Source organism: Bradyrhizobium jicamae, assembly GCF_001440395.1.
In the GTDB taxonomy this organism is placed as follows: domain Bacteria; phylum Pseudomonadota; class Alphaproteobacteria; order Rhizobiales; family Xanthobacteraceae; genus Bradyrhizobium; species Bradyrhizobium jicamae.
This window is the reverse complement of sequence record NZ_LLXZ01000191.1, coordinates 183,987-202,965: the sequence shown is the minus strand read 5'-3', so window position 1 is coordinate 202,965 and position 18,979 is coordinate 183,987. Positions and strand designations below refer to the sequence as shown.

Annotated in this window: 15 protein-coding genes, 1 tRNA gene and 1 pseudogene; 6 read left to right on the top strand and 11 right to left on the bottom strand. The window is 61.9% G+C overall.

Annotation, left to right across the window (positions count from 1 at the left end; translation table 11 throughout):
* Window positions 1-83: 83 nt before the first annotated feature.
* A complete protein-coding gene (locus tag CQ12_RS33045; protein WP_057839445.1) occupies window positions 84-395 on the bottom strand; it encodes a DUF1272 domain-containing protein in 312 nt (103 codons plus the stop codon).
* Window positions 396-479: 84 nt separating this feature from the next.
* The gene (locus CQ12_RS33040; protein WP_057839480.1) at window positions 480-947 is read right to left on the bottom strand and encodes an Lrp/AsnC family transcriptional regulator; all 468 of its coding nucleotides are present in this window, start codon (window positions 945-947) and stop codon (window positions 480-482) included.
* A gap of 123 nt (window positions 948-1,070) precedes the next feature.
* Between CQ12_RS33040 and hppD the strand changes: the two genes are divergently transcribed.
* Entirely contained in the window at window positions 1,071-2,189 is a 1,119-nt protein-coding gene (gene hppD / locus CQ12_RS33035; protein WP_057839444.1) for a 4-hydroxyphenylpyruvate dioxygenase, read from the top strand.
* Window positions 2,190-2,285: 96 nt separating this feature from the next.
* Here the strand turns inward: hppD and CQ12_RS33030 are convergent, their stop codons facing one another.
* From CQ12_RS33030 to CQ12_RS33015, 4 genes are all read right to left on the bottom strand, one after another.
* Window positions 2,286-3,395 carry a CaiB/BaiF CoA transferase family protein gene (locus CQ12_RS33030; RefSeq protein ID WP_057839443.1) on the bottom strand — a complete coding sequence of 370 codons (1,110 nt, stop codon included), beginning with the start codon at window positions 3,393-3,395 and terminating at the stop codon, window positions 2,286-2,288.
* A 141-nt stretch (window positions 3,396-3,536) separates the two neighbouring features.
* Window positions 3,537-4,337 carry an FAD binding domain-containing protein gene (locus CQ12_RS33025; protein WP_057839442.1) on the bottom strand — a complete coding sequence of 267 codons (801 nt, stop codon included), beginning with the start codon at window positions 4,335-4,337 and terminating at the stop codon, window positions 3,537-3,539.
* A 15-nt stretch (window positions 4,338-4,352) separates the two neighbouring features.
* Window positions 4,353-6,692: a xanthine dehydrogenase family protein molybdopterin-binding subunit gene (locus tag CQ12_RS33020; protein ID WP_057839441.1), complete on the bottom strand. Its 2,340-nt coding sequence runs from the start codon at window positions 6,690-6,692 to the stop codon at window positions 4,353-4,355.
* 85 nt (window positions 6,693-6,777) lie between these two features.
* The gene (locus CQ12_RS33015; protein ID WP_057839440.1) at window positions 6,778-7,263 is read right to left on the bottom strand and encodes a (2Fe-2S)-binding protein; all 486 of its coding nucleotides are present in this window, start codon (window positions 7,261-7,263) and stop codon (window positions 6,778-6,780) included.
* Between the two features lie 515 nt (window positions 7,264-7,778).
* Between CQ12_RS33015 and CQ12_RS33010 the strand changes: the two genes are divergently transcribed.
* Complete coding sequence (locus tag CQ12_RS33010; RefSeq protein ID WP_057839439.1) at window positions 7,779-9,749, top strand: methyl-accepting chemotaxis protein; 1,971 nt, start codon at window positions 7,779-7,781, stop codon at window positions 9,747-9,749.
* Window positions 9,750-9,875: 126 nt separating this feature from the next.
* Here the strand turns inward: CQ12_RS33010 and CQ12_RS33005 are convergent, their stop codons facing one another.
* Entirely contained in the window at window positions 9,876-10,229 is a 354-nt protein-coding gene (locus tag CQ12_RS33005; protein ID WP_057839479.1) for a DUF3175 domain-containing protein, read from the bottom strand.
* A gap of 337 nt (window positions 10,230-10,566) precedes the next feature.
* On the opposite strand from CQ12_RS33005, the gene CQ12_RS33000 reads away from it, so the two are divergent.
* From CQ12_RS33000 to CQ12_RS32990, 3 genes are all read left to right on the top strand, one after another.
* Window positions 10,567-12,069, top strand: coding sequence for an MFS transporter (locus CQ12_RS33000; RefSeq protein ID WP_057839478.1), 1,503 nt, complete (start codon window positions 10,567-10,569; stop codon window positions 12,067-12,069).
* Window positions 12,070-12,075: 6 nt separating this feature from the next.
* Window positions 12,076-12,912, top strand: coding sequence for a trehalose-phosphatase (gene otsB / locus CQ12_RS32995; protein ID WP_057839438.1), 837 nt, complete (start codon window positions 12,076-12,078; stop codon window positions 12,910-12,912).
* Between the two features lie 196 nt (window positions 12,913-13,108).
* On the top strand, window positions 13,109-14,569 hold the full coding sequence (locus tag CQ12_RS32990) for a trehalose-6-phosphate synthase (RefSeq protein ID WP_057839437.1): 1,461 nt from the start codon (window positions 13,109-13,111) through the stop codon (window positions 14,567-14,569).
* 283 nt (window positions 14,570-14,852) lie between these two features.
* On the opposite strand, the gene CQ12_RS32985 is transcribed toward CQ12_RS32990, so the two are convergent.
* Window positions 14,853-15,197: a hypothetical protein gene (locus CQ12_RS32985; RefSeq protein WP_083519573.1), complete on the bottom strand. Its 345-nt coding sequence runs from the start codon at window positions 15,195-15,197 to the stop codon at window positions 14,853-14,855.
* Between the two features lie 199 nt (window positions 15,198-15,396).
* Here CQ12_RS32985 and CQ12_RS32980 point away from each other — a divergent pair.
* A tRNA-Ser gene (locus tag CQ12_RS32980) sits at window positions 15,397-15,486 on the top strand.
* 224 nt (window positions 15,487-15,710) lie between these two features.
* Here CQ12_RS32980 and CQ12_RS46920 read toward each other — a convergent pair.
* The 3 genes and pseudogenes from CQ12_RS46920 to CQ12_RS32970 form a co-directional block, all read right to left on the bottom strand.
* Window positions 15,711-15,794, bottom strand: a pseudogene (locus CQ12_RS46920) (nitroreductase); the annotation flags it as partial.
* Between the two features lie 97 nt (window positions 15,795-15,891).
* Entirely contained in the window at window positions 15,892-16,905 is a 1,014-nt protein-coding gene (locus CQ12_RS32975) for a calcium:cation antiporter (protein ID WP_245310265.1), read from the bottom strand.
* Window positions 16,906-17,744: 839 nt separating this feature from the next.
* On the bottom strand, window positions 17,745-18,959 hold the full coding sequence (locus CQ12_RS32970; protein WP_245310264.1) for a L,D-transpeptidase family protein: 1,215 nt from the start codon (window positions 18,957-18,959) through the stop codon (window positions 17,745-17,747).
* Window positions 18,960-18,979: the final 20 nt, after the last annotated feature.

Sequence of the window (18,979 nt, the reverse complement as noted above, 5' to 3'; positions counted from 1 at the left end):
GAGCGAAGCGAAGCAATCCATCGCGCCACAAGTGGAGGCATGGATTGCTTCGTCGCTTCGCTCCTCGCAATGACGCGGAGGAGTCACCGCTCCTGCGGCGGAACATCCCGCAAGCGCGCCGAATGCGCAGCGACATCCTCGATGCTATATTTCAAATGCACCCGCTTGTCCGACGGCAACTGCTTGGTGACGCACACGCCGGGCCGCCGCTCGGTGGCGGGCCGGATCGGTCGCCGCTCAAACCCTCCGCCGCAGTTCGGGCAGACATTGTGCAGCTTGTTCTCCACGCAGTCCGTGCAGAACGTGCATTCATAAGAACAGATCCACGCGTCGGTCACGCTTGGCGGCAGGTCCTTGTCGCAATATTCGCAGTTGGGGCGGAGTTGCAGCGCCATGGTCGTCTCGTGAGGTAATTCCGAACTGGATCATCGCAAATCGATCGAAAAACGCGATGACAAATTTCCCTCGAATTGCGCCATCTAGGTCTTCAGCGGCAGCCTCGAACTCTCCTTCAGCCGATCCAGCACGATCGAGGAGCGCACATGCGCCACGCTCTGGTGCGGCATCAGCACGTTGTTGACGAGATCGGAGAGGTCCTTCAGGTCGCGCAGCACGACCTTGAGCACGTAGTCGGCATCGCCCGTCAGCGAATAGGCTTCCTGGATGTCGTCGACGCGGTTGACCAGCGCGCGGAATTTCTTGGCGTTGTCGGGCGAGTGCGTCGCCAGCGTGATGTGGACGAAGGCGATCAAATTGAAGCCGAGCGCTTCGCCGGCGAGGTCGGCGTGGTAGCCGGCGATCACCTTTTCCTCCTCCAGCCGCATCCGCCGCCGCGAGCATTGCGAGGCGGAAAGGCCGACGAGGTCGGCGAGCTGCTGGTTGGTGAGGCGGCCGTCGTCCTGAAGTGCGGCCAGCATTTTGAGGTCGAAGGCGTCCACGGAAATCATGCGAAAATGACCGGTTTTGTGCACAGATTGTGCGTCATGATAGCCGAACGCGCCCTCGTTTGCATGCACTTTGCGCCTGATACGACCGATATTGATCCAGATCAATTTTCGGGAGATTCCGCCATGGGTCCGTTTCCGCACGACGCGCCGGTCGCCACCATCACATCGGACAATCCGATGGGCACCGACGGTTTCGAGTTCGTCGAATATGCGCATCCGAAGCCGGAAGAATTGCACGCGCTGTTCAAGCTGATGGGCTACGTGCCGGTCGCCCGCCACAAGAGCAAGAAGATCACGGTCTACCGTCAGGGTGACATCAACTATCTCGTCAACGAGGAGCCCGGTAGCCATGGCCATGGCTTCGTCGCCGCGCACGGGCCGTGCGCGCCGTCGATGGCGTTTCGCGTCGTCGATGCGAAGCAGGCCTATGAGCGGGCGCTGTCGCTCGGCGCGGAAGCCGCCGATATCACATCTGCGCAGAAGACGCTCGACATTCCCGCCATCAAGGGCATCGGCGGCAGCCTGCTTTATTTCGTCGACCGCTACGGCGCCAAGGGATCGGCCTACGACATCGAGTTCGAATGGCTCGGTGCGAAAGACCCGCGCCCCGCCGGCGCCGGGCTCTATTACATCGATCACCTCACCCACAACGTCCATCGCGGCCGCATGGATGTGTGGACCGGCTTCTACGAAAGACTGTTCAACTTCCGCCAGATCCGTTTCTTCGATATCGAAGGCCGCGCGTCGGGCCTGTTCTCGCGCGCGCTGACCAGCCCGGACGGCAAGATCCGGATTCCGATCAACGAGGATGCCGGCGATTCCGGCCAGATCGAGGAATATCTCAACATCTATCGCGGCGAAGGCATTCAGCACATCGCCTGCGGCGCGCGCGACATTCACCGCACCGTTGAGACCTTGCGCACCTCCGGCCTTCCGTTCATGCCGTCGCCGCCGGATACCTATTTCGAGAAGATCGATACGCGCCTGCCGCAGCATGGCGAGGACGTCGCCCGCTTGCAGAACAACGGCATTCTCATCGACGGCGAGGGCGTGGTGGACGGCGGCCAAACCAAGGTGCTGCTGCAGATCTTTTCGGCCAATGCGATCGGGCCGATCTTCTTCGAGTTCATCCAGCGCAAGGGCGACGACGGATTCGGCGAGGGCAATTTCAAGGCGCTGTTCGAATCGATCGAAGAGGATCAGATCCGAAGAGGTGTGTTGAAAGTGGGGAATGCAGCGTAGCGTTCGTAGGGTGGGCAAAGCGAAGCGTGCCCACCATTGCTAGCCGCGAGTCTGATGGTGGGCACGGCGCAAGTGCGCCTTTGCCCACCCTACGGTTCATTGCTTGGCCCACGTAGCAGTCAATGCCGCCAGCTCCGCCTTCTCCGCGTCCCGGATTGCCGATGGTGTCCGTGAAAACCGCGGCGCGGGTGCCGGTTGCGTCACGCCGTGGCGCTCGACAAAGATGTTGCGCGCGGCGTTGTGCGGGTGCTTTGGCGCTTCCGCCATGGTCAGGATCGGCGCGAAGCAGATGTCGGTGCCTTCCATGATCTTGCACCAGTCCTCGCGGCTCTTGCTCTTGAACACCTTCGTCAGCTTGTCCTTCAGCGCCGGCCAGGCCTTGCGGTCCATCTGTGCGTCGAAATCGGCGTCGGTGAGGCCGGCATGCTGGCGCAAGAGCGCGTAGAACTGCGGTTCGATCGAGCCGATCGAAATGAAATTGCCGCAGGAGCATTCATAGATGCCGTAGAAATGCGCGCCGCCGTCGAGAAAGTTCTGCTCGCGGCCTTCGACCCAGCGGCCGATCGCGGTCATGTCGAAGAACATCGACATCAGCGAGGCCGCGCCGTCGCACATCGCGGCATCCACCACCTGACCCTTGCCGGATTTCGATGCTTCCAGCAGCGCCGCGAGCACGCCGACCACGAGATAGAGCGCGCCGCCGCCGAAATCGCCGACGAGGTTAAGCGGCGGCACCGGTTTCTCCTTGGTGCCGATCGCGGCAAGCGCGCCGGTGACGGAGATGTAGTTGATGTCATGGCCGGCGGCGTGCGCCAGCGGCCCTTCCTGGCCCCAGCCGGTCATGCGGCCGAACACGAGGCGCGGATTGCGCGCCATCACGACATCGGGCCCAAGCCCTAGCCGCTCCATCACGCCGGGGCGAAAGCCTTCGATCAGCGCGTCGGCATTGGCGAGCAGGTCGAGCACCTGCGCGACCGCGGCCTTGTCCTTTAGATCGAGTTCGACGACCTTGCGGCCGCGGCTCGCCACCGATTTTAGATTCTTCTTGGCGCCGACGCGATCGAGCGTCACGACTTCGGCGCCCATGTCGGCCAGCATCATGCAGGCGAACGGACCCGGGCCGATGCCGGCGAATTCGACGATGCGGAAGCCGGCGAGCGGGCCGGAGGTGCGGGCGGCGGATTGGGCGGATGGTTTGTCGAGCACGGTGCTTCCTCGAATGATCTTTTAATTAGCCGATTAGCTAAATTGTCTCGCCTTCGCGGCCGGGTGGCAAGCAAATCTTGGCCCAAAAGCAGTGCGGCGCGCATCGCTGCGCGCCGCATGCATGGCTCAAGGAGGGATAGATCAGCCGGCTGCTTGCACCGCACGCTGCGCCATCACCTTGACGAGGTTGGCGCGGTAATCGGCTGTGCCATGGATGTCGTTCAGTAGTCCGTCCGCCGAAATCTTGACGGCGTCGATCGCCCCTGCCGACCAGTTGGCCTTCAGCGCCGCCTCGATCGCGCCGACACGCATAACGCCACTTTGCGATGCGCCGGTGGCGGCGACGCGGACGTCGCCTGCCGGGGTCTTGGCGACAAACACGCCGGTTAGCGCGAAGCGCGACGCCGGATGGTTGAACTTGGCGTATCCCGCTTTGGCCTGAACCGGGAACGACACCGCGGTGATGATTTCGCCGTCCTCGAGCGCCGTGGAGAACAGGCCCTTGAAGAAATCATCCGCCGATATCGAGCGCTTGTTGGTCTTCACGATGGCGCCGAGCGCCAGCACTGCCGCCGGATAGTCCGCTGCCGGATCGTTGTTGGCGAGCGAGCCGCCGATGGTGCCGCGATGTCGGACGGCCGGATCGCCGATCAGCGAGGCGAGGTAAGCCAGCGCCGGGATTGCCTTGCGCACAGTTTCGCTCGATGCGACGTCGTAATGGGTCGTTGCCGACTTGACGACTATTCCGTCACCGGTTGCTTCGACGCCGATCAGTTCCTTGATCTTGCCGAGATCGATGACGTCGGACGGCGAGGCCAGCCGCTGCTTCATGACGGGGATCAGCGTATGGCCGCCGGCCAGATATTTCGCATCCGAACCCTTGGCGAACAGGCTTGCGGCTTCGTCGACCGAGGAGGGGCGGTGATAGGTTGTCTGGTGCATGATGTTTCCTCCTCGTTAGCCGTGGATCGCATGCCAGACGCGATCGGGCGTCGCCGGCATTTCGAGCTTGTTGTTGCCGATCGCATCCGTGATCGCGTTGATCACGGCGGCGGAAGCGCCGATTGCACCGGCTTCGCCGCAACCCTTGACGCCGAGCGGATTGCCCGGACACAGCGTCGTGGTGTGCGACAGCTTGAACGATGGCAGGTCGTCCGCGCGCGGCATGGTGTAGTCCATGAACGAGGCCGTCAGGAGCTGGCCGGAAGCGTCATACACCACGCCTTCCAGCAGCGCCTGGCCGATGCCCTGGGCAAGGCCGCCATGGACCTGGCCCTCGACGATCATGGGGTTGATCAGCCGCCCGAAATCATCCGCCGCCACGAAGTTGACGAAGCTGCTTTTGCCGGTAGCGGCGTCGACTTCCATTTCGCAGATATAGGCGCCGGCCGGGAAGGTGAAGTTGGTCGGGTCGTAGAACGCGCCCTCCTTCAGGCCCGGCTCCATGCCGTCAGGCAGATTGTGCGCGGTGTAGGCCGCGAGCGCGACCATCGGCAGCGCCAGCGACTTGTCGGTGCCGGCGACCTTGAATTCGCCGTTCTCGATGACGATGTCGTTTTCGGAAGCTTCGAGCTGATGCGCCGCGATCTTCTTGGCCTTGGCCTCGACCTTTTCCATCGCCTTCAGGATCGCAGTGAGACCGACAGCCGCCGAGCGCGAGCCATAGGTGCCCATGCCGAACTGCACCTTGTCGGTATCGCCGTGGACGATCGAGACCTGGCTGATGGGAACGCCGAGCCGGTCGGCGATGAGTTGGCAGAACGTCGTCTCGTGACCCTGGCCGTGGCTGTGCGAGCCCGTGAGGATCTCGATGGTGCCGACCGGGTTGACGCGCACTTCCGCCGATTCCCACAGGCCGACGCCGGCACCGAGGCTGCCGACCGCCTTTGACGGCGCTATGCCGCAGGCCTCGATGTAGCAGGAGACGCCGATGCCGCGCAGCTTGCCTTCGGATTTCGCTTTCGCCTTGCGGGCTGCGAAGCCGGCATAGTCGATCGCCTTCATCGCCGCATCCAGCGAAGCGCCGAAATCGCCGATGTCATAGGCCATGATGACGGGCGTCTGGTGCGGGAATTGCGTGATGAAGTTCTTGCGGCGCAACTCCGCCGGATCGACCTTCAATTGCCGTGCCGCCGTTTCCATCAGCCGTTCCACCACGAAGCTCGCTTCGGGCCGGCCCGCGCCGCGATAGGCGTCGACCGGCACGGTGTTGGTGTAGACGCTGATCACTTCGGCGAAGATGTTCGGGATGTTGTATTGGCCCGACAGCAGCGTCGCGTAGAGATAGGTCGGCACCGAGGACGAGAACAGCGACATGTAGCCGCCGAGATTGGCGTAGGTTTTGACACGCAATCCGGTGACCTTGTTGTCCTTGTCGAACGCCATCTCCGCCTTGGTGAGGTGGTCGCGGCCATGCGCATCGGTCAGGAAGGCTTCGGTGCGGTCGCCGGTCCACTTCACCGGACGCCCAACCTTCTTGGAGGCCCACAGCGCCACCATTTCCTCGGGGTAGATGAAGATTTTGGAGCCGAAACCGCCGCCGACGTCGGGGGCGACCACGCGCAGCTTGTGCTCCTGCGCAATGTTGTAGAACGCCGACAGCACGAGGCGGGCGACATGCGGATTCTGCGAGGTCGTGTAGAGCGTAAAGTGCTCTTCCGGCTCGTTATATTCCGCGATCGCCGCGCGCGGCTCCATCGCGTTCGGCACCAGGCGGTTGTTGGTAATGTCGAGCGAGACGACATTGGCCGCCGATTTGAAGGCCGCATCGGTTGCGCCTTCGTCGCCGATGACCCAGTCATAGATCACATTGCCCGGCGCTTCCGGGTGCAATTGCGGCGCGCCCGGCTTGATCGCGGCGCGGATATCAGGAACGGCCGGCAATTCCTCGTAATTGACCACCACGGCTTCGGCCGCGTCGCGGGCCTGGTTCTTGGTCTCGGCGATCACGACCGCGACGGCCTGGCCGACAAAGCGCACGGTCTCCGGCGCCATCGCCGGCCATGCGCCCATCTTCATGCCGGTGCCGTCCTTGGAAGTGATGGCCCAGCCGCAGATCAAATTGCCGATCTTGTCGTCGACGATCTGCTGGCCGGTCAGCACGCCGACCACGCCCGGCATCTTCATCGCCTCTGACGTGTCGATGCTCTTGATCTTCGCATGCGCGTGCGGGCTGCGGATGAAGTGTGCGTGGGTCATGCCCACCAGCTTGATGTCGTCGACGTAACGTCCCTTGCCGGTAATGAAACGGCGGTCTTCCTTGCGCACGACGCTTGCGCCAATGCCTTCAACGCCCATGTCCTGTCCTCCCAACCGGAGTTATTGTTTCCCGCCATTTCCATCGAAACGCGGTCTTGAATTCGAGAAATTGCTGGCCGGCGGCTTATTCAGCCGCCTGCGCGACCTTCATGCGTCCGGCTGCATCCAGCACGGCCTTGACGATGTTGTGGTAGCCGGTGCAGCGGCAGATGTTGCCTTCGAGCTCCTGCCGGACCGTCTCTTCGTCGAGCTGGCCGCTATGGCGGTGCACAATATCGATCGCCGACATGATCATGCCGGGGGTGCAGTAGCCGCACTGCAGGCCGTGATTGTCGCGGAACGCCGCCTGCATCGGGTGCAGTTCGTCGCCCTTGGCGATGCCCTCGATAGTGGTGACGCTGGAGCCGGCAGCCTGGCCCGCCAGCACGGTGCAGGACTTGACCGCCCGGCCGTCAATATGGACGACGCAGGCGCCGCACTGGCTGGTGTCGCAGCCGACATGGGTGCCGGTCAGGTTCAGGTGGTCGCGGAGGAGATGAACTAGGAGCGTCCGGTCCTCGACGTCGGCCGACACGGCTTTGCCGTTCACGGTCAGTTTGACTGTAGACACGCGTGGTACCTCCCGATGTTTTATAATTATTCCAATTAGAAACAGCGGCGAGGGAACTTGCAACTGGGATTTTTATGGGCCGGGTCATTGTGATGACATCAGCGAGTGTGCGCGGGTCAGCGCGTTCGGCGAATCTTTCTTACCCTCCCCTGGAGGGGGAGGGTCGTCACGCATCGCAAGATGCGTGACGGGGCGGGGTGACGGTCTCTCCACTCGGGCACTGTTAGATGTGGAGGGACCGTCACCCCACCCCGTTTCGCATTTCGCTTCGCTCCATGCGAACCGACCCTCCCCCTCCAGGGGAGGGTGCGAGAGGCCGCCCCAACCACCCCCCTTGCAACTTTTGCCCGGATTTACCCACCCTTATCCATTGTGCCTTAAGTTTGCGCACCGGATCGGGGGCGGGGGCCGCCGATGCCTGTTTTTAGAACGAAAACGGGGGGGGGGACGTGCGATTTCCGAAACGTAGCGGCTCGTCTATTAAGATCCCGACCCTGCGGTTCCGTGCCAAGATCATGCTCGGCTTTGCCGTCGTGCTGGCGATCTCGGCCGCCAGCATGGGGTTTGCCTATCTTGGGTTCGAACATGTTTCTGCCGGCGTCGATTCCTATCGGCGCAGCGTGCTGGAGGCGGACCTGTCGCGGGACATCGATCGCGAGCTGATCTCCTATCGTTCGCTCGCCCGCTATTTCGTGGCGACGGGCAAGGAAGAGGACGGCAAGGCGGCGCTGGCAGCCGAGGCCGGCCTGAAGGACGCGATCATCGCCTCGATGAAGGGGACCACCAACCCGACCCGGCTCGAGCAGGTCGCCAAGCTCGAACGCGAGTTCCGCACCTTCACCAAGATTTTCGCCGACATCGTCAAGGTCAAGGACGAGAGCGCGCGGGTTGCGCAAAACCAGCTGGTGCGCAATGGCCAGTCGCTCTATTACAAGCTCGACGATCTCCCCAGCAACGCCGATGAATCCGAGCTTCAGGCGGTCACCTTCAGCGCGAAAAAAGTAGCCGATGAGTTTCAGGCCGTGGTGGGGCTGGCCAACACGTTCGTCATCAATTCGGATAAGACGGTCGCATCCAGCGCGCTCGCGCGCCTCAAATTTCTCGGCAACTCGTTGAAGGCGATCCCGGCGAACAATGACAAGATTCGCCAGGGGGTCCAGGAGATCGCGGCTCTGCTGGAAGAATACCAGAAGGCGCTCGCCAAGCTGGTCGACAATGCCAAGGAGATCGATGAGCTGACCCAGGAAATGACGGACTCGGCCGCCGCCATCAACAAGGGCTCGCTCGCGATGAAGTCGGATTTGCTGGCCGATCAGAAGCGGCTCGAGGCCGAATCGAATGCGACCATCGGCGAGACCGAGCGGCTGATCCTGATCCTTGCCGCCGGCGGCTTTCTGCTCGGCTGCGTCTGGGCGTTCCTGCTCGGCACCGGCATTTCCCGGCCGATGATCGCGATGTGCAAGGCGATGCGCGAGCTCGCCGCCGGCAATTTCGAAGTCGTGCTGCCCGGTCTCGGCCGCAAGGACGAGCTTGGCCAGATGGCGAGCGCGGTTGAGGAGTTCAAGGTGCAGGCGATCGCCCGTGCCGAGCGCGACGCCGCCGCACAGGAAGCGCAGAACAAGGCGGCGAGCGCCGCGCGCCGCGCCGAACTCATTCGCTTCGCCGATGAATTCGAAGCCGCGGTTGGCGCAATCGTTGCCAATGTGTCCTCATCGGCTGTGCAGCTCGAGGCGGCGGCGGGCACGCTGACGCGGACCGCGGAGACCACCCAAAACCTGTCGAGCCAGGTTGCAGGCGCTTCGGAAGAAGCCTCCACCAACATGCAGTCGGTGGCATCAGCGACCGAGGAATTGTCGACCTCCGTCGACGAGATCGGACGGCGCGTCAAGGAATCCAGCCAGATTGCGGAAGCAGCCGTGCGCCAGGCCGAACAGACCGACGGGCGGATCGGAAAGCTGTCGCGCGCCGCGCAGGAGATCGGCGACGTCGTCAAGCTGATCACCGCGATTGCCGAGCAGACCAATTTGTTGGCGCTGAACGCCACCATCGAGGCGGCCCGCGCCGGCGATGCCGGCCGCGGCTTTGCCGTGGTCGCCTCCGAAGTCAAATCGCTCGCCAGCCAGACCGCGAAGGCGACCGACGAGATATCCAATCACATCGCGGGCATGCAGGGCGCGACGCAGGAATCGGTCGCCGCGATCAAGGAGATCGGCGGCACCATCGGAAAAATCTCCGACATCGCCTCGACGATTGCCAGCGCCGTCGAGCAGCAAAGCTCGGCGACGCAGGAAATTGCGCGCAGCGTCCAGAACGTCGCGCAAGGCACGCAGGAGGCCGCCGCCAACGTCATGCACGTCAACCGCGGCGCCACCGAAACCGGCTCGGCCTCCGAGGAGGTGCTGAATTCGGCCCGTACGCTGTCGAGCGAAAGCACGCGGCTGCGCGAAGAACTCGATCGCTTCATGGAGAATATCCGGGCGGCGTAGTTGTCGCCCCTGCGAAAGCAGGGGCCCATAACCACCGTTCTTCGTTGTGTAGTGAATGACCGACCGCGTGCCCCTTTCGCGAGGCTGCGGCGTATGGGTCCCTGCGTTCGCAGGGACGACGCAAGATTACTCCCTCCCGAACTGGTGCTTCAACTCCACCTTCGCGCGCTCCAGTCGGGCGCGCTGCGTCTTCGGCAAGGTCTTGCCGGCACGGTTGATGTAGAAAGTCAGCATCGATAGCGCCGAACGATAGGCGCCGCTCTTCCGGCGCGCACTGTGCTCGGCAGAATGCTTCAGCGATGCCGCGATCTTCTTCGCGCTGGTCTGCTTGAACACGCCGCGCTTCAGATCAAGCGCGTCGCTTTCCTGTGTCACGCGTTGCGACCAGCGCTTCGGCGATGATTTCTTCGTGGCTGTGGTGCGGCTGCGCTTTCGGGCCGCGGTCTTGCGCGGACGCGATGTCTTCCGGCGTTCGGCCATGGTCGGCTCCGTTGCTAACTTTGCCGAAGAACGGTCGGTCGATAGTTCTGTTCCTTTCATTCGCAGCCGTCATTGCGAGCGCAGCGAAGCAATCCATCTATCCCCGCGCTGAGACGTGGATTGCTTCGCTTCGCTCGCAATGACGGCAGAAAGGCCGCAGCACGTCCTTGCACGCCCAACACACGATGACAGCTATGCATTTTCGCGGCGCGAAAATCGCCGGAACCCCTGCCAACCGAGGGCGTTATCTCGGTGGCGGGCAGCATGTTTGCCGCAATTGAGCGAGAAAACCCTGGGGCTGGGGCGTTCCGGGGTGTTTTTTCATTGGTCCAATCTGATGGGTCCGACAGCAATACGGCACGGTGCGGCAGTGAGTGAGAGTGTCACCATCTCCGCACCGGCGGCGCAGGACAATGACCGCGTCGTCGAGACCAGCATACCTGCGCGGCTCGATTGCTTGCAGTGGGGCGGTTTTCATACCCGCGTCGTCGCCGCGCTCGGCATCACCTGGATTCTGGACGGGCTGGAAGTCACGCTTGCCGGCGCTCTGTCGGGCGCGCTGAAGGAAAGCCCGACGCTGCAATTCTCGAATTTCGACGTTGGCCTTGCCAACAGCGCCTACCTCGCCGGCGCCGTGCTCGGCGCGCTCGGTTTCGGCTGGCTCACGGACAGGATCGGGCGCAAGAAACTCTTCTTCATTACCCTCGCCGTCTATCTCACCGCGACTGCCGCCACCGCGCTGTCGTGGAACATCACGAGCTACGCGCTGTTTCGCTTCCTGACCGGGGCGGGGATCGGCGGCGAATATACCGCGATCAATTCGACGATCCAGGAACTGGTGCCGGCGCGCTATCGCGGCTGGACCGATCTGGTGATCAACGGCAGCTTCTGGATTGGTGCCGCGATCGGCGCCGTCGCCGCAATCGTGTTGCTCGATCCCAATATGTTCGCGCCCGACATAGGCTGGCGGCTCGCCTACTTCATCGGTGCGGCTCTCGGCTTGATCGTGTTCGTGATGCGGATGTGGATTCCGGAAAGTCCGCGCTGGCTGATGATCCACGGCCGTCCCGAGGAGGCGCATGCCATCGTCGATGAGATCGAGAGAGCGTCGACGCGGCATCCGGATCATCCGGCCGATGAGGTATTCCCGAAGATCAGGCTGAAGATGCGCAGCCACACGCCGCTCGGCGAAGTGGCGCATACGCTGTTCACGACCTACCGTCAGCGTTCGCTGGTCGGCCTGGTGCTGATGGCCGCGCAGGCGTTCTTCTACAATGCGATCTTCTTCACCTTCGCGCTGATACTGACCGATTTCTTCGGCATCCCGGCCAGCCATGTCGGCTGGTACATCCTGCCCTTTGCGGCCGGTAACTTCCTCGGGCCGCTGCTGCTCGGTCGCCTGTTCGATACGCTGGGCCGCCGCACGATGATCGCGACGACCTACGGCGTTTCGGGAATTCTGCTCGCGCTGTCGGGCTATCTGTTCTCGATCGGCGTTCTGACAGCGCAGACCCAGACCATCGCCTGGATGGTGATCTTCTTCTTTGCCTCGCCGGCGGCGAGCGCGGCCTATCTCACCGTCAGCGAGACGTTTCCGCTGGAGGTGCGCGCGCTGGCCATTGCGCTGTTCTATGCGATCGGAACGGGCATCGGCGGCGTGGCAGGGCCCGCGCTGTTCGGCGCGCTGATCGATACCGGATCGCGCAACAGTGTCTTCGCCGGCTACCTGCTGGGGTCGGCATTGATGATCGTGGCCGCGCTCGTTGCGTGGCGATATGCCGTGGCAGCCGAGCGCAAATCGCTCGAATCTGTCGCACGGCCGCTTGCAGTTGTGGAGTAGGATGAGATGAACGAGGATCTGCTGGAAATGCCGTTGGAAGAAGATATCGTCCGCGAAGACGACGCCGCGCCGGAAACCGTTCCTGTGCCGCGCTCGCTGATACCGCATCTCAGCGAGACCGCTGTTCTGCTCGACATCGACGGCACGCTGCTCGATCTGATGCCGACGCCGCGTGAAGTCTGGGTGCCGCCGGGCCTGGTGAAGACGCTGAACCGCCTGCTGGTGCGAACCAATGGCGCGCTGGCGCTGGTCTCAGGACGCTCGCTCAACGACATCGATCTGATTTTCGCGCCTGATCAGTTTCCGGCCGTCGGCGGCCATGGCGCCGAGATGCGGATCGAGACCGACAGCGAGGCGGTGGCCGCGCATGCGCCACCGATGGACAAGGAACTGAAGCGGCGGCTGGCCGCGATTGCAAAGCTCAGCCCCGGAATATTGCTGGAAGACAAGGGTTATTCGCTGGCACTGCATTACCGCCTCGCGCCGCATGCCGAGAAGGCGATCTATGCCGCGGTGTCACTGATCAGGGCCGATCTGCCCAACGCGCCGATCGAGGTGCTGCCCGGCAAATGCGTCTGCGAGATCAAGCATTCCGGCTTCACCAAGGCGAGCGGCGTGCGCGAATTGATGACGCGCGAACCGTTCAAGGGCCGCCGTCCGTTCTTCATCGGCGACGACGTCACCGACGAGACGGTATTTGCGATCATGCCTGATCTCGACGGCCTCGCTTTCTCCGTCGGCCGCCGTGCCAAAGGCGTTGCGGGACATTTCGATGCGCCGAGCGATGTCAGGGAATTCCTTACACACCTGCTTGATGACGAAAGGGACGCAGCGCTGCCATAATGTTTCTCGTCTCGACGAGTTTCGAACATAGATTCTCGCTGATGACGCCGAGGTTCACGACAAAATTTATTTTTCGTGAGTTCCGGTGAGTTCCTGCATGCCGCAGCCCGAATTTGGTTTCAATTCGTTGAAAGGGTGATCAGGAACCATATTGATGAACGGTTGTTAACCGCGGCGTACCAACGGGAGGGGACCCTTGAACCTCGTCGTCGTTTCTAACCGCGTTTCGCGCGGAAAACCCAACGAACCCATGACGGGGGGACTCGCCGCGGCGTTGTTGCCGATCGTCGAGAAATCGGGTGCTATCTGGGTTGGTTCCTCGGGGCGGGTCCGCGACGGGAACCAGAAGGAACCCTTTGCCGAAGTCGAGGCGCTGGGCACCGGCGCGCTGGCGATGCTGGATCTGCCGGCTGCGCATTACGGCGGCTATTACGAAGGCTTTGCGAACTCCGCGCTGTGGCCGGCGCTGCATTCGCGCGCCGATCTGATTCGCGCCTCGCAGGAGGACTATCTCAGCTATCGCGAAGTGAACGCCTTCATGGCGCGTGCGCTGCTGCGATTCCGAAAAACCGATACCGCGTTCTGGGTTCAGGATTACCATTTCCTGGCGCTCGGCGCCGAATTGCGCGATCTCGGCGTCACCGAGCCGATCGGCTTCTTCCTGCACACGCCGTGGCCGGCACGTTCGGTGATATCAGGCGTGCCGCATCATCGCGAGCTGATCGAGGCGATGCTGGCCTATGATCTGATCGGTTTCCAGACCGAGGAAGATTGCGAGAACTTCGTGTCCTACGCGCAGTCCGACCTCGGCCTCGTCGTGCATGACGGCGTGATCATCTCGCGCTACGGCCGGACGCGCGCCGCGGTATTTCCGATCGGCATCGATCCGAAGCAGTTCGCGCAATTGGCAATGAAGGCCTCGACCCATCCGGATGTCTCGCGGCTGCGGCGCAGCCTGAACGGCGAGAAGCTCGCGATCGGCGTCGACCGTCTCGACTATTCCAAGGGCCTGATCAACCGCATCAAGGCGTTCGACCGGATGTGGACGTTGCATCCGTCGTTGGCGCGCACAGCGTCGCTGCTGCAGATCGCAACGCCTTCGCGCGGCGCGATCGAAGCCTATGGCAATCTGCAGAGCGAGGTCGCCAAACTCGTCACCGACGTCAACGGCCAGCATGGCGAGGTCGACTGGACGCCGATCCGCTATCTCAACAAGGGCTACGGCCAGGCCGTGCTCGCGGGCCTCTATCGCACCGCGCAGGTCGGCGTGGTGACGCCGCTGCAGGACGGCATGAACCTCGTCGCCAAGGAATATGTCGCCGCGCAAAATCCGGTCGATCCCGGCGTGCTCGTGCTGTCGAAATTCGCCGGCGCCGCCAACGAGCTCGACACGGCATTGCTGGTCAATCCGCACGACATCGACGGCATGGCGCGCACGATTGCAATGGCGCTGTCGATGCCGCTGACCGAACGTCGGATGCGCTGGGAAGCGATGATGGCGAAGCTGCGCGGCCATACGATCCAGCAATGGTTCGCGGACTTCACCGAGGCGCTGCACGACTGCCAGCTCGACAAGAGCGAGTTGGCGCCGGTCATGACGGAGCCCGCGCTATGGCCGGTTCGCTCCGCCACCAATGGCGGCGCGCGGTATCACTAGTTTGCGGCTGGCCGCCGTGCTTCACCCGCCCCTCGAGGGGGCGGGTCGTCACGCATCGCAGATGCGTAACGGAGTGGGGTGACGGTCTGTCCGCGTCCACAGTGCCCGAGTGGAGAGGTCACCCCACCCCGTCTCGCTTTTCGCTTCGCTCAATGCGAGCCGACCCCCGAGCGAGCTTCGCTCGTCTCGGCCCCCTCGAGGGGCGGGTAAGAAGGCGGTGCGCTCCTGATACGCTTTTGCTTGGGATAGGCTCCTCAGCCCGAGGCGGTCCCGCCCCCACCCCTCAAAAACAATACGACACGCCATCCAGCACCGGGCAGCGCGCCTTGTTCGGCGCGCTCGGATTGTCCATCGGCACGTAACCGCCCTTGCCGTTGCCGGCGAACACGCCGGGGCCGATGACGACGGACGACTTGTTGCCGATGATGACGCTCGGATGCGGCGAGGCCAGCCGCGATTTCGAGCCGTCGGCCCACACGATGGAGTCGCCCGCAAAGATGCCGCGCCGGCCGTCGTCGCAGGTCACATCCACGCCCTGCTTGGTGCAGGCCTGCGCCAGCGCCGGGCCGGCCGCGGCGGCCACGAAAGTTGCGGCCAGAGCCGAGAGCAAGAGCGTCCGTGCCATCATTTTGCGTCCTCCACCAATTGCGCAGCCATCTATCGTCATCGATCATGGCCGGATTCCGGTTCAAGCCCCGGCAAAGCGCCAATTATCCGGTGTCGGACGATCGAAATTTCCAAACAAATTCAACGAATTGGGGAAATTTTAGCCGCGTTGCCCAGCGTCCCTTGCAAAATCAGTGCTGCCCCTTCAAGAGAGGGCCTCCGGAGAGATGGCCGAGTGGCTTAAGGCGCACGCTTGGAAAGCGTGTGTGCGGGAAACCGTACCGTGGGTTCGAATCCCACTCTCTCCGCCAGCCAACCGCGTGTCCGGCCTGAAGACATGGGTAACGGAACGTACCTAAGACATGGGTGACAACCTCGTGCCGAACGGGGTGTCGAGAAGCTGCAGGGTTTTCTGCTCCAGGTCGAAGTATCCTAGATCAGCTCACGAGCCAAATGCCGTCGTCGACCTCCTTGATCGCAATCACCTTGTTCGGCTTTCTCGATCAGCTTCTCGGCGATCCCGCGCAGCCGTGCGGTCCAGCACGCGGTCATAGGTAACGATCACGCAGACGAGCGCGTCGAATTGACGGAAGCCGCGCAGCACCCAGTCCTGGCGCTTGATCCTAATGAGCCGACGAAATGTCGATGCCAAGTATGGTCTGCCAATGGACCCAAAGCAGAACTTCCCAGAACTAAAACTCTGCGCCTCGTCAGGCTTACGGTACGACAGCAAAGAAGACAAACACGGCGAAGATAACTAAATGAACGACGCCTTGGAGAACGGTGGTTCGACCGGTGCCCAAGGTCACCATGCCCAGGACTAATGTGAGGGCGAGCAGGACTTGGTCTTTAACGTCGAGACCGAGTTCGAGCCGTTGCCCGAGCATGATTGAAACGGCGGCGACTGCAGGGATTGTCAGGCCAATAGTCGCGAGCGCCGATCCCAAAGCTAAATTCAAGCTGGTTTGCAATCGGTTTCTCTGCGCCGCCCTGAGCGCCGCAAAACATTCCGGTAGAAGTACCAGCGCCGCGATAATGATGCCCACGGTGGCCTCTGGTAGGCGAAGGCTAGCTATTCCAGTTTCCACTGTGGGAGTCAGAATTTTGGCGAGACCAACGATGGCAACTAGAGAAACAACTAGAAGACCGGCGCTCACGAATGCCGCTCTATCGGTCGGAGGGGTAGCGTGCACATCCTCGTCGTCGGACTCCGGCAGGAAATAGTCGCGATGCCGGATCGTCTGCACGAAAACGAAAGAGCCGTAGAGCACCAGAGAGACCAGCCCTGCAAATACGAGTTGCGGCCGGCTATACAACGGCCCAAGTTCGCGCGCAGCAAAACTTGGTAGGATCAGGGTTAGGCTCGTTAGCGCGGCCAAAACTGCCATTGCAGCACTCGCTCCATGGACCTGAAACTCCTGTTCGCGATAGCGAGCCCCGCCCATGAGTAAACAAAGTCCAACAATGCCATTGCATACAATCATGACGGCGGCGAACACCGTATCGCGAGCTAGTCCCGCCTTTTCTTCGGGAGTCGAGATCATGACCGAAACAATGAGCGCGGTCTCTATCACCGTTACAGCCAAGGCGAGCACGAGGGTGCCGTATGGTTCGCCAACACGATGTGCGACGACTTCTGCATGATGCACGGCTGCGAACACCGTGCCCAACACGACGATCCCGGCAGCCGCCGCAACGAGCCCTTGCGCGTCTACAAATGATGCGATCAACAAAATTCCGCAGGCCGTTGCAGGCCATGCCCTTGTCCAAAAGGGAGTTTGCACCGCAACGATATTATCGCCTTACGGGAGTTTTAGGCCGTGGCCGTATCATAGGGGTAATCCGACACGCTTAGTTGTGTGTGCGAACACTACAGCGCTTTAGCGCGGAGCAGGCAGCAGGGCGCGCAAGCTTGCGACTGCAGTCATATTGACATGGCTCCACCGGCTTAGTGCACCGCGCATTTCCAATGTGGTTACAAGCAATGTCTGGAACACTTACAGTGCAAGTATTGCCGGTCGGTGTTGTGCAATTGCAATAGCAGACCGCTTGCCCTTCAGAGGGCAGCAACACGACTGCAACGAACATTATGAGAACTATTATGCATGGCCTGAATGACATTGCTCCCCCAGACTCCTCGCTAGCACCACAATTTCCAACGAGGTCGGTTTTTCCCGGAAAAGGAATCGGCAACGAACTGAGCCTCTGTCCCTTGATCTATCTCAAGCAGTTTCCTTCCGTGCTACGGCAGTGCGTGGATGACGGCCGCTACTGGATATAGTTATACGATGAAGATAGGGGGATTTTCCATGGCCTTGATCCGTCGAATCGTTATCGTCGCCGCGATCAGCGCGTTCAGCACGTCCGTCAACGCCCTTAGCATGCAGGAGTGTAGAGCCCAGTATAGAGCCGATCACGCTGCCAGAGATGTCCGCATGAGCTGGGTTGACTACCAAGTAAAGCGTTGCGGCATTAACCCCAAGGCCAGTACGCCGACGCCAAAATCTACCGGTCCCACGAAACACTGATATTACACGGCCTAGACCCATCGCTGACGTCGCACAAGAGCTTAGCACCGGCCCGACGGGAAGCCGGCCCGAGCCGCATCACACACAACCGATTTGGAGAACGAGGCACCAAACCATTTGCTCGTCAACGAGCCATCATTGTCGATCCAGGGGATCGGCGGCAACTGCGGCAGATACGATGCATAGGGCATCACTTTCGCAAGCGTCACTCGGCCTGGAAATTTTGCGCGGAAAGCCTCATGCATTCCGCCGTCCAGTCCGCTGTAGATCGGGGCGGCCGGCACATTGTCTTCAAGCAGTCGCGCGTATTCGCGCTCGTCGGCGCGCCGCTTCTCCAGCGCCCGCCGCGCGATGTCCGGATTGACGACGAAGGGGGGACATTTTTCGGCAGGGTTGAACACAAGAGGGGACGGCGAATTCGCAGGCGGTTGCGCGTCGAACACATAGCGGCGGTTGCAGACATCCACCTTGGGTTCGAGCCCCGTCGTCTCGAAATGATCGTTGCCTATCTTGAGCATTTTCCAGAAGGGAAGGTTCGGACTATTTCGATGCCGCGCCAGGTTCGCCGGCGTCAGGCGGAACGGATAGGCCTGGACCTGGAACGACGGGCGACCGCTGAGCGAGTCGCGCGCCAGTGAATAGATCTCGCTGATCTGTTCGTCGGTCATGGCATAGCAACCGCTCGACCAGCAGTCGCCGTGGATCATCAGGAAGCTGCCGTTGCGCTTGTTCGCCTTGTCGAAGCTGTTGGGGTAGCCGAGATTGATCGACAGATAGAAGTTGGAGTTGGGATTCATCAACTCGGGCGTAATCGTATAAAACCCTTCCGGAGCCTGCCGGTCACCCTCGTACAATTTCGGCCCGAGATCGCCCGACCAGCGGCAGATCGGATAGGTCTTGAGGATCTGGAAGCGGCCGGCTGTGTCCTGTTTCCAGACTTCGAGCTCCGCCTCTTCCTTGAAAAGACGCATAACGATCGGCGAATATTTTTGCATTTTCTTCTGCTCGAGCAGCGCGAGCAGTTCGGGCGGCAGTTCCTGTGTGGCCTTGGCCGGTAACGGCTTGCTGCTTTGGCCAAGGCATGTGACCGGCGTCAAGGTGGCGGCCAAAGCCGCTGCCAGCACGAGAGCCTTACCCGTTCCGATTAAATCGGAACGGGGCTCTCGATTCTTGTTTTGACGCGTTTTCTTGACGCGAACCGGTACCCACTTCGCTGGAAAACGCTCTAGCGCACGTCGGACCATCGCGCGGATCACTGCTGCACCTCCAGCCCTTC

Bases quoted from the DNA above. Each gene is read 5' to 3' on its own strand.
- CQ12_RS33005 (WP_057839479.1), bottom strand. From the start codon at position 10,229: ATGGCCGAACGCCGGAAGACATCGCGTCCGCGCAAGACCGCGGCCCGA.
- CQ12_RS33000 (WP_057839478.1), top strand. From the start codon at position 10,567: ATGGGTCCGACAGCAATACGGCACGGTGCGGCAGTGAGTGAGAGTGTC.
- otsB (WP_057839438.1), top strand. From the start codon at position 12,076: ATGAACGAGGATCTGCTGGAAATGCCGTTGGAAGAAGATATCGTCCGC.
- CQ12_RS33025 (WP_057839442.1), bottom strand. From the start codon at position 4,337: ATGCACCAGACAACCTATCACCGCCCCTCCTCGGTCGACGAAGCCGCA.
- CQ12_RS33020 (WP_057839441.1), bottom strand. From the start codon at position 6,692: ATGGGCGTTGAAGGCATTGGCGCAAGCGTCGTGCGCAAGGAAGACCGC.
- CQ12_RS33045 (WP_057839445.1), bottom strand. From the start codon at position 395: ATGGCGCTGCAACTCCGCCCCAACTGCGAATATTGCGACAAGGACCTG.
- hppD (WP_057839444.1), top strand. From the start codon at position 1,071: ATGGGTCCGTTTCCGCACGACGCGCCGGTCGCCACCATCACATCGGAC.
- CQ12_RS33040 (WP_057839480.1), bottom strand. From the start codon at position 947: ATGATTTCCGTGGACGCCTTCGACCTCAAAATGCTGGCCGCACTTCAG.
- CQ12_RS32985 (WP_083519573.1), bottom strand. From the start codon at position 15,197: ATGATGGCACGGACGCTCTTGCTCTCGGCTCTGGCCGCAACTTTCGTG.
- CQ12_RS33010 (WP_057839439.1), top strand. From the start codon at position 7,779: ATGCTCGGCTTTGCCGTCGTGCTGGCGATCTCGGCCGCCAGCATGGGG.